This is a genomic window from Alloalcanivorax venustensis ISO4 (assembly GCF_015356855.1).
GTDB classification, from domain to species: Bacteria; Pseudomonadota; Gammaproteobacteria; order Pseudomonadales; family Alcanivoracaceae; genus Alloalcanivorax; species Alloalcanivorax venustensis.
Window position 1 is genome coordinate 97,166 of record NZ_ARXR01000005.1, and the last position, 15,022, is coordinate 112,187.

The 15,022-nt window shown below is 66.6% G+C and carries 10 protein-coding genes; 4 read left to right on the forward strand and 6 right to left on the reverse strand.

Going from position 1 to position 15,022, the window contains the following annotated elements; genetic code table 11:
- Nucleotides 1–8 precede the first annotated feature (8 nt).
- A complete protein-coding gene (locus ISO4_RS04570; protein WP_194855307.1) occupies nucleotides 9–464 on the forward strand; it encodes an acyl-CoA thioesterase in 456 nt (151 codons plus the stop codon).
- On the opposite strand, the gene ISO4_RS04575 is transcribed toward ISO4_RS04570, so the two are convergent.
- The 3 genes from ISO4_RS04575 to ISO4_RS04585 all read right to left on the reverse strand — a co-directional run bounded on the left by ISO4_RS04575 (nucleotide 461) and on the right by ISO4_RS04585 (nucleotide 6,009).
- Nucleotides 461–1,438, reverse strand: coding sequence for an NADPH:quinone oxidoreductase family protein (locus tag ISO4_RS04575; RefSeq protein ID WP_194855308.1), 978 nt, complete (start codon nucleotides 1,436–1,438; stop codon nucleotides 461–463). The genes ISO4_RS04570 and ISO4_RS04575 overlap by 4 nt on opposite strands.
- A 132-nt stretch (nucleotides 1,439–1,570) precedes the next feature.
- On the reverse strand, nucleotides 1,571–2,626 hold the full coding sequence (locus tag ISO4_RS04580) for a saccharopine dehydrogenase family protein (protein WP_142948000.1): 1,056 nt from the start codon (nucleotides 2,624–2,626) through the stop codon (nucleotides 1,571–1,573).
- 248 nt (nucleotides 2,627–2,874) lie between these two features.
- Nucleotides 2,875–6,009: a penicillin acylase family protein gene (locus ISO4_RS04585; RefSeq protein WP_194855309.1), complete on the reverse strand. Its 3,135-nt coding sequence runs from the start codon at nucleotides 6,007–6,009 to the stop codon at nucleotides 2,875–2,877.
- A 199-nt stretch (nucleotides 6,010–6,208) separates the two neighbouring features.
- Here ISO4_RS04585 and ISO4_RS04590 point away from each other — a divergent pair, with 199 nt between their 5' ends.
- Nucleotides 6,209–7,351 carry an alkane 1-monooxygenase gene (locus tag ISO4_RS04590; RefSeq protein WP_194855310.1) on the forward strand — a complete coding sequence of 381 codons (1,143 nt, stop codon included), beginning with the start codon at nucleotides 6,209–6,211 and terminating at the stop codon, nucleotides 7,349–7,351.
- Between the two features lie 160 nt (nucleotides 7,352–7,511).
- On the opposite strand, the gene ISO4_RS04595 is transcribed toward ISO4_RS04590, so the two are convergent.
- The gene (locus tag ISO4_RS04595; RefSeq protein ID WP_194855311.1) at nucleotides 7,512–8,354 is read right to left on the reverse strand and encodes a MerR family transcriptional regulator; all 843 of its coding nucleotides are present in this window, start codon (nucleotides 8,352–8,354) and stop codon (nucleotides 7,512–7,514) included.
- 55 nt (nucleotides 8,355–8,409) lie between these two features.
- Nucleotides 8,410–10,146: an SDR family oxidoreductase gene (locus ISO4_RS04600; RefSeq protein WP_194855312.1), complete on the reverse strand. Its 1,737-nt coding sequence runs from the start codon at nucleotides 10,144–10,146 to the stop codon at nucleotides 8,410–8,412.
- A gap of 244 nt (nucleotides 10,147–10,390) precedes the next feature.
- Between ISO4_RS04600 and ISO4_RS04605 the strand changes: the two genes are divergently transcribed.
- Nucleotides 10,391–12,697: a mechanosensitive ion channel domain-containing protein gene (locus tag ISO4_RS04605; RefSeq protein ID WP_323745335.1), complete on the forward strand. Its 2,307-nt coding sequence runs from the start codon at nucleotides 10,391–10,393 to the stop codon at nucleotides 12,695–12,697.
- Between the two features lie 405 nt (nucleotides 12,698–13,102).
- On the opposite strand, the gene ISO4_RS04610 is transcribed toward ISO4_RS04605, so the two are convergent.
- Nucleotides 13,103–13,945, reverse strand: a complete 843-nt coding sequence (locus ISO4_RS04610; protein ID WP_194855313.1) for a metal-dependent hydrolase — start codon at nucleotides 13,943–13,945, stop codon at nucleotides 13,103–13,105.
- Nucleotides 13,946–14,034: 89 nt separating this feature from the next.
- On the opposite strand from ISO4_RS04610, the gene ISO4_RS04615 reads away from it, so the two are divergent.
- Nucleotides 14,035–15,021 carry a hypothetical protein gene (locus ISO4_RS04615; protein ID WP_194855314.1) on the forward strand — a complete coding sequence of 329 codons (987 nt, stop codon included), beginning with the start codon at nucleotides 14,035–14,037 and terminating at the stop codon, nucleotides 15,019–15,021.
- Nucleotide 15,022: the final 1 nt, after the last annotated feature.

A 15,022-nucleotide genomic window follows, 5' to 3' on the forward strand; every position in this document is an offset into this window, starting at 1 on the left:
GAGTTTTCATGAGCGAGCGCTTCCGCTTCCGTTTCCGGGTCCGCTACAACGAATGCGATGCCCAACTGGTGGTGTTCAATGCCCGCTACGCGGACTACGTGGACCTGGCGATGACCGAGTTCATGCGCTCCCTGGGGCGGGACTACAAGGCGTTGCTGGCCCGGGGGCTGGACAACCAGGTGGTGAAAATGACCCTGGAATGGCAGGCGCCGGCGCGCTTCGACGACGTCATCGACGTGCACGTGCGCACGCTCAAGGTAGGCAACAGCTCGTTCACGCTGGAACACGAACTGGTGAAGGCGGAAGACGGCACCACACTGTGCCGGGCGGAAGTGGTCTATGTGCTGATGACCACCGAACCGTTCCAGAAAACCACGGTGCCCGATGATCTGCGGGCGGCCCTGCTGGAGGGCGCGCCCGGCAAGATCAGCGACCAGAGTGGCGGGGCTCCGGCAGCGACTTAGTCGCTGACCTTGAGAACCACCTTGCCCTTGGCGCGGCGCGAGCTCAGCGCCGCCAGGGCGTCTTCGTACTGCTCGAAGGGGAACACCTCGCTGACGCGCGGGTTGATCTTGCCTTCGGCGAACAGCTGCATCAGTTCCTTCACGTTCTGGATGTGCGCTTTCGGCTCCTTGGCGGTGAAGGCGCCCCAGAACACGCCCACCACGCTGCAGCCCTTGAGCAGGGTCAGGTTGGCGGGGATCTTGGGAATCTCGCCGGCGGCGAAGCCGACGATCAGGAAGCGGCCGTTCCAGGCCATGTTGCGCAACGCCGGCTCGGTGAAGCGGTCGCCCACCGGGTCGTAGATCACGTCGATGCCCTGCGGGTAGCGGCTCTTGAGCGCTTCCTTGAGGTCTTCGTCGGTGTAGTTGATCAGGTCGTCGGCGCCGGCTTCCTTGGCCACCTGCAGCTTGTCGTCGCTGCTGGCGGCGGCGATCACCTTGGCGCCCATGGCCTTGCCCAGCTCCACCGCGGCCAGGCCCACGCCGCCGCTGGCGCCCAGCACCAGCAGGGTCTCGCCGGGCTGAATGTTGGCGCGCTGCTTGAGGGCGTGATAGCTGGTGCCGTAGACCATGCTGAAGGCGGCGGCGGTTTCGTCCTTCATGCCGTCGGGCACCGGGATCACGCGGCTTTCGCCGATCACCATCTCCTCGGCGAAGGAGCCGTAGCCGGTCAGGCCCATCACCCGCATGCCGGGCTTCAGGTTTTTCACGTCCGGACCCACCTCGATGATCTCGCCGGCCATTTCGCCGCCCGGTGAGAACGGCAGCTCCGGTTTGATCTGGTACTTGCCTTCAATAATCAGGGTGTCGGGAAAGTTCAGGCCGGCCGCCTTCACTTTCACTTTGACCCCGTCACCGCTCACCTGGGGTGACGGTACGTCCTCGATCACCAGCTTGTCCGCCGGCCCCAGTTCCTTGCAGAGAATGGCGCGCATGCTTATCTCCCGAATAGTGCCTGTTATAAAAATAGCTCAGTGAAACGGACACGCTAACGCCGGCCCGTCAATTAAACAAATGCATAAGAATCATCGAACGGCATAAGCGGTGTGCATCATGGCCGGCGAGTGTCAGCACTCACTTACTTCGAAGTGCCCGGATCCCGGCAGCTCCTCCACCAGTTGAGCGCCGCAGAGTTTCGAGGGCGTATAGCAGCCGGGGGCGGGTGCCTGTTCCTCGATAAAGCGCCGCACCGCCAGGGCGCCGTCCACGGTCAGCGCGTAGCCGTTGGCGGTGCGCAGCCGGATCACCCGCTGTTCGCCGGCGCCGTTACGCGCCTCGCCCCAGACGTGGGTGGTCAGGCGGGCGCGGGTTTGCTCGTCCGGCCCTTTCACGCGACGGTCCACCAGCGACTTCAAATAGCCCTGAATCACCGGCAGCGACATCAGCGGTCGGGTCACGTTGCCGGCCTTGGCGGCCCAGATCAGCCAGCGCGGCGCCGGCACGAACACCTGAATGTTTTCAATCCCGGTGCTCTGCCAGGCGGTGGTCACGTCGCCCCAGGGGATGGTCATGGCCCACTGCGGGCCGGCGCCGAAATCAATGCGCCGTACCTTCCAGCCCAGCGGCACCTCGGCGAGTTGCCCCTTGATACGGGCGCGGCCGCCGTCGGCGAGGCCTTCCACCAGGGTTTTGGCGGTGCCGGGGGACAGGCCCGAGCGAGTGGAGAAGCCCAGCGACAGCTCGCGGGCATCGGGCAGGGCTTCCTTGAGGCGGGCGGCCACGCAATCGGTGGGAATCACATCGAAACCGACCCCCGGGCAGGCGATGATGCCGGCCTGCTCGACGCGCGCCGCCTGGGCGAACACATGCTCGAACACCGCCACTTCGCCGGTGATATCCAGATAGTGGGTGCGCGCCTTGAGACAACCTTCCAGCATCGCCCGGCTGGTGCGCGAAAACGGGCCGGCGCAGTGCAGCACCAGATCCACGTCGGCCAGCTCGTCCGCCAGGGTGTCCGGGTCGTCCAGGGAAAACACCCGGTACTCCAGCCCCTCCTGCTCGGCGAGCGGCGCCACCTTGGCCTCCCGGCGGCCGGCCAGGATCGGCTTCAGTCCCTGGCCACGGGCATTGCGGGCGATCAGCTCGCCGGTGTAGCCATTGGCACCGTAGATCATCCAACGCATAGCCATCGCTCCACGGGTTATTAATGGTGAAAGAGTACTCTCCCGCCACGAGACATAACACCGTCCCAACCTTTCTACGAAGCGGTCTTTGTAGGAGCGGGCCTAGCCCGCGAAAGGCCGGCGAAGCCGGCCGGTAGGATCCCAGAGACTTTTCTAACGCGTACCAACAGCGTCTCTGGAATCCTGCCGGGAGCTTCGCTCCCTTTCGCGGGCAAGGCCCGCTCCCACCATCCTTTGTTTCTCGGGGCTTAGCGGTGGTTGGTGAACTCCACTACCTGCTGGAAGGTGGGGCGGTTCTGCCAGTGGATCGCCGGCACCGAGGAGAGCCCGATGGCGCGGTGCTGGATGGCGTCCAGGCTTTCGTCCACGTCCCAGTTGTCCCTGTTCGCCAGGCCGCCGAGATCGTCCAGGGCCAGCGTCAGGCTTTCCGCCAGGGCGGCGCGGCAGACCTCGGCGCGGTCGCTGTCCGCGCAGCGCAGCCGCTGGTAGGGCCGTGCGCTGTCGCCCAGGGCCTGTTCCAGCACCCGCTCCAGGTAGCCGTAGTAGCCGTTCTGGTAGGCCGAGCCGCCGGCGCCGGGCGCATTGTCGCGGCCCACCAGCGACACATTGCCGGCCGTCGTGTCTTCCAGAGCGGTGACCTGCGGCAGCAGCGTCTCGATCATGCGGGTGTACCAGGCGTCCATCAGCGCCACTTCCGCCTGGGCGTCGTATTCGCCGTCGCCGTCCCGGTCGCGCCGGTAGGCGCCGCCGTCCACCCAGGCCTGCATCATCTCCACCACCGAGGCCTCGTCGCCGGTGACCGGCGTGCTTTGCAGCAGCGCCAGGGCCTTGGGCAGCACCTCCTGGCCGCGCAGATCGACCACCGCCGCGTCGCCCATGGCCTCGACCATGTTGGCGCGGGTCACGTTGCCCTGTTGCACCAGATCCCGCAGGCGCACGTCTAGCATGTCGTTGCGGTGGGCGGAGCTGTAGGTGGCGTTGGCGTCGGCGGCCCACCAGTCGCGGGCCGGGCGGTTGTTCCAGCTGGCCAGGTAGCCGCGCTCCGGGTTGGCGTCGTTGGGGTGCGCCTCCAGGTCGATGAAGCCCTGCCAGTCGAACTGGCCGTTGCCCCAGCTGGGCAGCTCCGGGTGTACCCCGGCGGCACGGCGCGGATAGAGGCCGGAATGGAAAAAGGCGATGTCGCGGTCGTCGATGTAGAACCAGTTGAAACTGCCGGTGGTGTTGTTGAACACCTCCTGGAAGCTGCGCACGTCGTGGACGTCGTTGCGGGTCGCCTGCAGGAACGGCAGCGCGGTATCCAGCTCGGCGAAATAGGTGCTGCGCTGGCGGGTCAGCGCCACCGGCTGGCCGCCCACGGCGGCGAAGCCGATCACCGGGCCGTACTCGGCGGTGCGGATCACGCGGCGCTGCACCGCCACGTTCTGGCCGATGGTGGCCGGGTCGTCGGTGGGCACCGCCAGGTTCCAGCGCGCCGCCCAGGTCTCGTCGATCACATCGAAGGGCCGGCACTGGCCGCCCACCTGGTAGCCGCCTTCGCCGTGGGCCGGCGCCTCGGCGGGCTGGCACAGGCGCACCACGCGCACGTCGGTGAGGTCCGAGCTGCCGGAGGTGGCGCTCCAGGCGAAATCCGGGCCGCGCCCGATCACCACATAGGGCAGGCCGGTGAAGGTCATGCCGCGGCTGTTGATGTCGCCGCCGTGCACCGACATTTCCAGCAGCAACTGGGGCACGAAGTAGCTGGTTTGCGGGCCGAATACCGCCAGCGGCCGGCCGCTGGCGCTGTGTTCGCCGTTGAGCAGCAGGGCGTTGGAGATGGCGTTGGGGAAGCCGTCGCGCAGGCCCGCCACGCCTTTGGCCAGCTGGCCCACCCGCTCGCGCACCGCGAGCCGCTGGGCGTCGCTCAGCGTGCCGGGCAGGGCGGTGGGCTCGGGGGTGTCGCGCCACAGTTCATCGAACTCGATGGTGACCCGCGCCCAGCGGGCCGCCAGGGTCGGTTCGCCGTCCGGCAGGTCGGACGACGCCAGTGACAGCAGGCCGCCGAGCAACTCACCGACCGCGTCCAGCAAGCCGCCCACGGCGCCGGTGCCCGGCAGGGCCGGCACATTACCCACCGCCGTGGGGCAGGTGGGCTGGCCCGGGCGGCCGCAGGGCTCGGTGGTCAGCGGCTGGTAGCTCTGGAAGGAGCCGGCGTCGAACAGCACCGCGCCCGGGAAGCGGCCGGCCAGTTCGCCGGACAGCGGACACAGCGTCTCGTCGATCTCCGGCGGCGACTGGGTGGCGAAGCGCCGCTCGGTGGTCACCGAGGATTCACCTTCGGTGGCGTGGCGCAGGTCGCGCCACAGTTCACAGGCGGCCTGGTCGGAGCCGGTCTGCTCGCGCAGCGCCTGAAGCAGCAGCACGTTGTCGTGCTCGCCGCCGCCGCCGCCGGCGAAGATGCCCTGGATCAGGGTGGCGATGGCCACCACGTCCTCGATCACGAAGGGCTCCAGTTGCACGCCCAGGCCCACGTATTCGATGGGTGCCTTGAGCAGGCCGCTTTGCACGTCTTCCACGTACTTGTTGAGGCCGGCCACATAGTGGACGGCGTCCTGGTAGATCTGCGCGCCGTCGTCGCCGAAGCGGGCGATGGCGTTGGCGATCTGTTCGGTGCGGTCTTCCTCCCGGTAGGGCGCGTCCACGGCGATGTCCCGGTCGAAGGAGAAGTCCGCCGGGCCGAGGAACTTCGACAGTTCGCCGCGTCCGGCGCGGCGCAGCACGTCGAGCAGGAACAGGCGGTCGGCGGCGGTCACGTAGCCGGTGCCGAACAGGGCGTCGGGGCGGCTGTCGCCGAAGATATGCGGCACGCCGAAGCGATCGCGCTTGATCGCCACGCTGCGGTTGCCCGCCGCCACCGTGATCTCGCTTTCCCAGTCGCCGGCGTCCGGTGCCAGCAGCGGCGCGTCCTTGAAGTAGTCGCCGAGCTCGCCGTCGGTGAGGTTTTCGGGGCTGCGCACCAGCGCGTCGTACAGGTCCAGCTGGTCGTCGAAGTGCGGCTCTTTACTGAGCGCCGGCACCAGGCCGGTTTCCGCCACCAGGTCATCGAGCAGCGTGCTGATCAGGTCGGAGAGGCCGGGAATGTCGGCGGTCAGGTTGCTCAGGCCGCCGTTGTCGTCCTGGCCGGGCGGCAGCACATTGAGCACCCGGCCGTAGTCGGCGAACGGCGCGCTGACCTGGGAAGGGCGCTGCTCGGGCAGGGTGGGCTCGGCGGGTTCTTCGGGTTCCGGCTCCGGCGGTGGCGCCGGGTTATTGGGGCTGGGGGCGCCGCCGCCGTTGCTGCCGCCGCCGCCTCCGCAGGCACTGAGAAAAAGGGCCAGCAACACGCTGAGCATCAGTCGATGAATCATACCGCCTCCCGGTTATTGTTTTATGGGGTGTAGGGGTTCATCGCCAGATTGGCACGATGGTTCAAGTCGCGGGAGGCGAAGCTACAAAAAGCCAGCGAAATGCTACCCGCCGGTTAAAAAGCAACGGCTTTCATATTGACAGTGTTCAATGGCGGGTTTGATGATGAAATAACCAGAGGCCGGCCAGGAGGATAACAACATGAATACGGCGGCGATGAATACGGAATGGCGGGACACCCGCCGTTATTGGTGGTTACTGAGCACCCTCACCATGCTGTTGCCGGTGGGCGCGGTGCAGATGGTCCAGCTCACCGGTTGGCCGGTGATGTGGTGGTTCGGGTTTCTGTTCGTGTTCGGGGTGATTCCCCTGTTCGACGTGATCCTTGGCGAGGAAACCGCCAACCCGCCGGAAGACCGGGTCAGCGAGCTGGAGAACGACCGCTATTACCGCTATGCGGTCTATATCTCGGTGCCGATGCTGTACGGCGCTTTCGTCTACGCCGCCTGGGTGGCCGGCACCTGGGCCCTGCCCTGGTACAGCTACCTGGGGCTGGCGATCTCCACCGGCTGCGCCACCGGCATCGCCATCAATACCGGCCACGAGCTCGGCCACAAGAACGACCGCCTGGAGAAGTGGCTGGCCAAACTGGCGCTGGCGCCGGTGTTCTACGGGCACTTCTTCGTCGAGCACAACCGCGGCCATCATGTGCGGGTGTCCACGCCGGAGGACCCGGCCTCGTCCCGCTTCGGGGAAACCTTCTGGGAGTTTCTGCCGCGCACCGTGCTGGGCAGCCTGAAATCCGCCTGGCACCTGGAAAAGCAGCGCCTGGAGCGCCAGGGCAAATCGGTGTGGCACTGGCGCAACGACAACCTGCAGGCCTGGGGCCTGTCGGTGCTGTTATGGGGCGCGCTGATCGTCTGGCTGGGCTGGGCGGTGCTGCCGTTCCTGATTATCCAGAGCCTGTTCGGTTTCCAGTTGCTGGAGGTGGTGAACTACCTGGAGCACTACGGCCTGCTGCGGCAGAAGAAGGAAAACGGACGCTACGAACGGTGCCGGCCGGAGCACTCCTGGAACTCCAACCGCCGGGTCACCAACATCTTTCTGTATCAGCTGCAGCGCCACTCCGACCACCACGCCTACCCGACGCGCAGCTACCAGGCCCTGCGGCACTTCGACGAATCACCGCAGCTGCCCGGCGGCTACGCCTCGATGATTGTGCTGGCCTGGATACCGCCACTGTGGTTCCGGGTGATGGACCACCGCGTGGTGGCGCACTACGACGGCGACATGAGCCGGGCCAACATCAAGCCCTCGATCCGTGATCAAGTGATCGCTCAATAATGGTGGGAGCGGGCCACGCCCGCGAAAGGCAAGCAAAGCTTGCCGGCGGGATACCAGAGGTCTCTCTAAACGGAATCCCAAACCTCTCTGGAATCCTGCCGGGCGCGAAGCGCCCTTTCGCGGGCGTGGCCCGCTCCCACAAGGCCCGCTCGAACCAATCTCAGTGGTGCTTTTCCAGGTGGGCCAGCACATTCTCCAGCCGGTCCACCAGCACCTTGTTGATGCTTTTCTCCAGCACCCGGCCCAGCTCGTCGTTGACCACCGCCTCGGCGAGCGGGCGGATCCGGGTGATGAACTCCGCCAGGCGCGCCACGTCCTCGCCTTCGGGCAGGCTGTTGGGGCCGTACTTCTCGTCCACCAGGTGCTCGACGATCATGTCGATAAAGCGCTCGGCGAGCTTGTCCACTTCCTGGCGCACCAGCCGCACATGGGTGAGCACCGCGTCCAGGGGCACGCCGTTTTCCACCAGCTCCTTGCCGGCGTTGTAGATGCGCGGGTAGGGCACGCGCAGGCGCATGCCCTCGGGGATCATGTAGCCCAGTGATACCGCCTTGGTCATCACCTCGGGGGTGATGTCCTCGCCGAAATCATCGATCAGGTCCTGATAGTCCTTGTAGGAGGGCACCTCCGGGTTCTGCCAGGAGGTCACCGCCACTTCCAGCCCGAGAATATCGTTCAGGTCGCGGCCCTGTTCCCAGGCGTTGAGCAGATCGCGGATATTGTTGAGCGTGTAGCCGCGCTCCAGCAGCGCGCCGATGATCTTCAGGCGGGCCAGATGCACATCGGTATAGATGCCGGTACGGCCGCGCTTTTCCGGCGGAGGCAGCAAACCCCGGTCCTGGTAGGCGCGCACGTTGCGCACCGTGGAGCCGGCTTCGCGGGCCAGCTGGTCGATGGTGAACTCCTGGCGCTTTTCCAGCTCCGGGAGTTCGCCTTTACCGTCGGGCGCGCTTTGCTTGAGGCGGCGCAGAATCGCCGCCGGGGATTTCCGTGAAGAACTCATGAGCGCGATGATAGACCGGTTGGTGCCCCGGTGCCACGGATGGCGGCGAAGCGGATCACGGCGCCACGTCCAGACGGGCCAGCCGGCGCGCCAGGCCCGGCGCCCAGCGACCGATCAGACGCATGCCGCTGGCCTCCACGCTCACCGGCACCTCGGCGCGGTTGCCCTGCACCGCGTCGACGATGGCACGGGCCACCCGGTCGGCGGTGAAGCCGCGCTTATGATAAAGCCGTTGGGCGGCGTCGCGGCGGCGGCTCTGCTCGTCGTCGTCGACACCGACGAAGCGGGCCCGGCCGGTGATCGGTGTATCAATGATGCCGGGGCAGATCGCCGACACACCGATGCCCTGGTCCGCCAGTTCCGCGCGCAGGCACTCGGTGAGCATCAGCACTGCGGATTTGCTGGTGGCGTAGGCCGGCAGCGCCCGGGACGGCAGATAGGCGGACGCCGAAGAGACGTTGACGATATGGCCGCTCTTGGCCTGGTCCACCATCTGCCGGGCGAACAGCCGGCAGCCGTGGATCACGCCCCACAGGTTCACGTCCAGCACCTGCTTCCAGTCCTGCACGGTGGTGTCCAGCAGCGGGCCGGCCAGGCCGATGCCGGCGTTATTGACGACCACGTCCGGGGCGCCCAGCTCCTTGTCCACGTAGCGCGCCAGCGCCTCCATGGAGCGGCTGTTGCCGACGTCGGTCTTGCGGCTCAGGGCCTGGCCGCCGGCGTCCTGGATTTTGCGCGCGGTGCGCGCGGCGGAATCCGGATCAATGTCGGTGCACAGCACGGTGGCGCCCCGGGCGCCGAACGCCAGCGCCGTTTGCTCGCCGATGCCGGAACCGGCGCCGGTGATCACCACCAGCTTGCCGCTGTCCGGTCCGTCGGCGGCGGTCACCCGGGCCCGCTGCAGGGCCGCGTCCGCCGGCGCCCCTTCAATATGCTCGATAAAGGCTTTCAGATAGCGGGCGGTCAGCGGTGCGTGGCCCAGCAACGGGCCCCAGTGGCCGGTGTTCAGTTCCCGGCGCCACAACTGGCCGGTCCAGGGCGGCACGCTGTCCAGCAGCGCCGGCCCCACATAGCGGTCGCGGCGCGCCACCAGCAGCTGCACCGGCACCGTGGTGCGTCGCTCCCGGGGATTCAGCAGGCGCGGCAGCATGTTGGCGCGGTAGAGCGCCACGCCCTGGGCGCCGTCACGGGTCTGGGTGGCGCTGACCGGCGCGCTCAGGCCTTCGGTGCGCCGCAACAGGTCGGGCCAGGCGTCACCGAGACCCAGTTTCCAGGCCATTGGCGCCAGGGCGGGAATATGGAAGGCACCGATATACCAGCTTTTCGCCAGCTGCCGCAGGCTTGCCGCCAGATCACCGGCGCCGGTGGCGCGCAGGTTGTGGCCGATATGATCCAGGCAGGGCCCGGACAGGCTGGTGTAGGAGGCGATGCGCTTTTCCGCCCCCGGCTCGGTGACCGCTTCCCAGGCCTGGATCGAGCCCCAGTCGTGGCCCACCAGGTGCACCGGCCGGCCCGGGCTCAGGGCATCGATCACCGCGAACAGATCGTCGCGCAGTTCTTCCAGGCGGTAGGCCTGGCGGCCGCGCGGCGAGGACGAGGCGCCGGCGCCGCGTACGTCATAGGTGATCAGGTGGTAGTCGTCGCCGAGGGCTTCCGCCACCGCGTCCCAGACGTCGCCGTTATCCGGGTAGCCGTGGACGAACAGCACCGCCGGGCCGTCCGGGTTGCCCCGCCGCCGGGTCGCCAGGTTGATGCCGTCCCGAATCACGGTACGGTGATGCCACTGTTCCATGCGTCTGTCTCTCGTCGAATCCGCTTTGGGAAGAACGTTTACACCGTTTGATGTAACAGTCAAACCACGCCGTTGGCCGCCTGACCGGTTTGCCGCGTAGTTTGGGTCAATCTCGTTGATTTCTTGTTATAACCCCGCCGGCGCCGTCGAATCGAGCGCCGTCTTGTCGTAGTCTTCACGCATTAATGCCGTGCGACCCTTTAGCGTACGGTGGCCCTGCGCACTGATTGAAAAGGAGGAGAGCGTGCCTTTACACCGTCTCACGTCCACGGCCCTTGCCGGCCTGTTGTCCCTGGTGATGCTGCTGGTGGCGGCACCGTCTTTCGCCCAGGAGGCGGGCGCGGAGAGCGATCCCGCCTACGGTACCCTGGCGGATCTGATCGAGGACGAATCCTCGCGCAACGCTCTGATCGAGGAGCTGCGGGCCCTGCAGGCCGCCCGCGCCAACGTCGAGGAGGACAGCGCGGTCCCCGCGGAACGGATTGCCGCGGAGTCGCCCAGCGACCAACAGCCCGAAGAGGTGTCGTTCGCCCGCCGCATGGCCGCCACCACCGGGAATCTGGCCGCCAATATGGGTGACCAGTTCGCCGCTCTCGGGGCCGCCCTGGGTGGTCTGGTGGGCGCCGGTCAGGCGCAGGCCGACGAGGCGGTGGCCGCTGAGGTGAACCTGCAGGAAGTGGGCGCCGCGGCGGTCAATCTGGCGATTCTGGTGATCGCCACCTTCGTGGTGTTCTTCGTATTGCGCGCCATCGCCTCGCCGGCTTTCCGGTCGTTCAGCGCCTGGGCCCAGCGCGGCTCGGAAAAGTTCGCCATGCTGCGCACTATCGTCGCCGTGGCGGTGGCCGCCCTGGTGGACGTGATCGTGGTGGCGCTGGCCTACGTGGCCGGCGGCTTTGTGTCCTCCCTGCTGGTGAACGAAGTCAATGCCGACGCCACCCGCCTGGCCCTGTTCCTGAACGCCTTCCTGGTGGTGGAACTGGTCAAGGCCGCCCTGCGGATGATGTTCTCCTCCGGCTATGAAGGCCTGCGGCTGATCCCGGTGGGCGCCGGCCAGGCCCGCTACGCCAACCGTTTCCTGGCCAATCTGACCGGCTTTATCGGCTACGGCATGCTGGTGCTGGTGCCGATTCTGAATTTCCACATGTCCCCGGTACTGGGCACCGCCGTGGGCACCCTGGTGATGCTGCTGGCTCTGCTCTATGCGGTGGCGGTGATCCTCAAGAAGCGCACCGTGATCCGTGACCGGCTGCTCGACAAAGCCGAGGCGACCACCGGCCCCGGCCGGCTCGCCCTGGGCGTCAGCGCCCGCCTCTGGCACCTGGCCGCGCTGGCCTACGCGCTGATGGTGTTCGCGGTCACCGTGATCAACCCGGAAACGGCGCTGCCCTACGTCGCCATGGCGACCCTGGAAACGCTGATCTACGTCGGCGTCGGCCTGCTGGTGTCGGTGGTGCTGACGCAGCTGATCGGTAAGGAAATCCAGCTTTCCGACCGCGTTAACGAAAAGCTGCCGCGTCTGCAGGCGCGGGTGAACACCTATGTGCCCACCGGCCTCAAGGTGATCCGCGCTCTGATTCTGGCGCTGGTGGTGATTCTCTCCCTGGACGCCTGGGAGGTGTACGATCTGGCCGCCTGGTACGCCACCGCGGCGGGCGCCCAGACCGTCGGCGTGGTGATCCATATCCTGGTGATCCTGGCCGTCGCCGCGGCGATCTGGATCGGCATCGCCAGCCTGCTGGAGCACAAGCTGACCCCGGCCGAGGGCGCCGACCCGGCCACCGTGGCCCGCGCCAACACCCTGATGGGCCTGTTCCACACCACGCTGGCCATCGCCATCATCATCATGACGCTGATGATCGTGCTGGCGGAAATCGGCATCAATATCGGCCCGCTGATCGCCGGCGCCGGTGTGCTCGGCCTGGCCATCGGTTTCGGTGCCCAGAAGCTGGTCCAGGATGTCATCACCGGGGTCTTCATTCAGCTCGAAAACGCCATGAACACCGGCGACTTCGTCACCGCCGGCAGCAACTCCGGCACCGTGGAGCGCGTCGGCATTCGTTCCGTGGCGCTGCGCGATCTGTACGGCACCTACCACATCGTGCCGTTCTCCTCGGTGGACGCGGTGTCCAACTTCACCCGCGAATACGGCAACCACGTGGGCGAATACGGCATCGGCTACCGCGAGAGCATCGACGATGCCATCGTCCAGCTGGAGGCCGCCTTCGAGGAGCTCAAGGAGGGGCCGCACAAGGACAACATCCTGGCGCCGATGACGGTGGCCGGCGTCACCGCGCTGGCCGACAGCTCGGTGAACATCCGCGTGGTGATCAAGACCACCCCGGGCAACCAGTGGGCGGTGGGCCGCGCCTACAACCGTCTGGTGAAGATCTACTTCGACAAGGCCGGCATCGAGATTCCGTTCCCGCACACCACGCTGTACTTCGGCGAGGACCGGGACGGCAACGCGCCGCCGGCCAACGTGCGCATGCTCGGCGACGAGCGTGTGGTGGACACCCAAAAGGACGGCACGTCCTCCGACCGCTCCGAGTAACCCGCTCTTGTGCGAGCGGGCCCTGCCCGCGAAAGGGTGGCGCTAGCCACCCGGCGGGATACCAGAGACCTTTTTCTCCAGAGATCCCGGCGCTCCTTGGAAAATTCAAAGGCCTGGCTCTTTCTCTGAGAGGGTGGATCTGACCCGTGGCGGTGACGCTGCCAAGTGAGCGGGGCAATGGTGGTGCCTGGAGGGAGCTGTTTGGCCAGGGAGGGCCAAACTAACAGCGGCCATGGATGGCTTGAGCGGTCCCGGAAGGCACCACCATTGCACCGCGTCCCGGATTCGGAGCACCGAACATCCAAAGAGCCCACCCCTGGAGAACGGCGCAAAAAAAAGCCGGCGGGGAGCCGGCTTGAGGAATGATCGCGTCGCGATCCGGGAAGTCAGAGGGGGGTGAGGCGGTCAGGCCGCCTCTTCCAGAGCGTGGGCCACCAGCTCGTCGAACTGCTCCAGGAACTCACGGTTGTCGTGGTCCCACGGATGGAAGCCGGGCTTGAACCAGTCCAGCCAGGCCCTGGCGGTGTAGCGGAAGATGCCTTTCTTGCCCAGGGTGTGCCGCGCGACCGCGCGCCAGCCCTTGCCGTCGAACAGGCCGCCGCTGACGCGCACGTTGTGCAGGTAGAACGGCAGGAACAGGGCGAAGAACACACTGGTGGAGAACACCAGCGCGAAGCTGCGCATGGCGTAGGCGCCGACCTGGTCGTCACCGCCCACCGCCAGCCGGTAGACATCGAACGCCACCGCTTTATGCTCGGTCTCTTCCAGGGCGTGCCAGTTCCACAGGGCGCGGTAGCCCTCGTCGGAACCTTCCATGATCTCCGGCAGGCTGAGCAGGCCGTCGGCGAGGATCGCGGTGAGGTGCTCCAGGGCCACGGTGCCGGCCAGCTGGAAGGACGCCGGGGTGTATTTCTGCACCGCCTTGAGCAGATTGTCGACCAGCTGCTCCTGGGCTTCGATGGGCACGCCGGCCTCATTGACGAAGCCGTTGTACTCTTCGTGCTCGCGGCCGTGCATGGCTTCCTGGCCAATAAAGGCGGTCACCGCCTTCTTCAGTTCCGGGTCCTGGACGACATCGCGATAGTGGCGCACGCTGTCGATAAAGAAGCGTTCGCCAACCGGGAAAAACAGGCTCAGGGTATTGAGAAACTGGCTCACGTTGCGCCCGTCCTGGTGCCAGGTCAGCGCTTTGCTGGGGTTCAGCTTGAAGCGCAGGTTCCGGCGGGTGGGCAGTATGTTGATCGCCATGGTTAAGTACCTCTGATGATTGTTACATTGAACGATGATACATTCGCCCGCGCAGTGGGCAAGTGGCCCTTGGTTAAGGAAGGCATGTCGTGACGGCAAATAAACAAGAAAAGGCAAATCGTTTACTTGAGGCGCTGATCGCCCATCTCAGCGAGTCCCTCGACCCGGACCGCCTGGACGACTGGCTGGAACAGGAGCTGGACGCTCTGCTGGCTCAGGCCGACACGGTGCGCCTGAATGAAGCGGTGACCGCCGAGCAGATCGGCGTCACGGTGCGCAAATACGCGGTGCAGATGGAGCTGGGCGGCGGCATTCCGGAGCTGGTGGGCGAGATGGTGGACCGTCTCTATAACCACGGTATCCAGGGAGAGCGCCGGGTCGGCGAGCTGGTGGACGAGAGCACCGTGGCGGCGCTGGTCGACAAGGTGCTGGAGATCCCGCTGTCCCGGCGGGGCGTGGGCTGGCTGAGCAGCAACCCGGTGTTGCTGGCGCTGCTGGCCGGCGGCGCCCATCTGGGCCTCAAGACCTGGCTGCACCAGGGCATCCCGGAAAGCCTGCGGGGCCTGGTGGGGCGGCGGTTGCCGCCGCGCTGGCGGGCCAGCCTGGAAATGCGTCTGCAGGAGTGGCTGCTGGAGCGCACCGAGGCGCTGCTGTCCGACCCCTGGCTGTACAGCGACGATAACCTGGGCGAGCTGCGCGAACTGGTGCTGGTGGCCTGGCAGGACTTCGCCGAGCGCCCGGTGACCGAGTTGCGCGAGCTGCTCAGCAGCGAGGACATCCAGGAACTGTTCGTGATCGGCTATGACTTCTGGCGGGAGTTCCGGCACAGCGATTACTTCGCCACCATGCTGGACACCGGCATCAATGCCTTCTTCGAAAAGTACGGCGACACCACCCTGCGCGACCTGATCGACGAAGTGGGCATCGCCCGCGACGACCTGCTCGATGACGCCCGCCGTTTCGCGCCGCCGGTGCTGCGGCTGCTGCGCGAGCGTGGCCTGCTGGACGCCTGGCTGCGCCGTCATCTGGCGCCGTTTTTCGAGAAGCCGGAGACCCTGGCGATTCTCGACCAATAGC

What these genes read in the sequence shown, in the direction of transcription:
- ISO4_RS04575 (WP_194855308.1), bottom strand. Translation starts at nt 1,438, where the DNA reads ATGCGCGCCATTCTCTGCAAGGAACTGGGGCCGGCGGACAAGCTGGTG.
- ISO4_RS04600 (WP_194855312.1), bottom strand. Translation starts at nt 10,146, where the DNA reads ATGGAACAGTGGCATCACCGTACCGTGATTCGGGACGGCATCAACCTG.
- ISO4_RS04580 (WP_142948000.1), bottom strand. Translation starts at nt 2,626, where the DNA reads ATGCGTTGGATGATCTACGGTGCCAATGGCTACACCGGCGAGCTGATC.
- ISO4_RS04610 (WP_194855313.1), bottom strand. Translation starts at nt 13,945, where the DNA reads ATGGCGATCAACATACTGCCCACCCGCCGGAACCTGCGCTTCAAGCTG.
- ISO4_RS04585 (WP_194855309.1), bottom strand. Translation starts at nt 6,009, where the DNA reads ATGATTCATCGACTGATGCTCAGCGTGTTGCTGGCCCTTTTTCTCAGT.
- ISO4_RS04570 (WP_194855307.1), top strand. Translation starts at nt 9, where the DNA reads ATGAGCGAGCGCTTCCGCTTCCGTTTCCGGGTCCGCTACAACGAATGC.
- ISO4_RS04595 (WP_194855311.1), bottom strand. Translation starts at nt 8,354, where the DNA reads ATGAGTTCTTCACGGAAATCCCCGGCGGCGATTCTGCGCCGCCTCAAG.
- ISO4_RS04590 (WP_194855310.1), top strand. Translation starts at nt 6,209, where the DNA reads ATGAATACGGCGGCGATGAATACGGAATGGCGGGACACCCGCCGTTAT.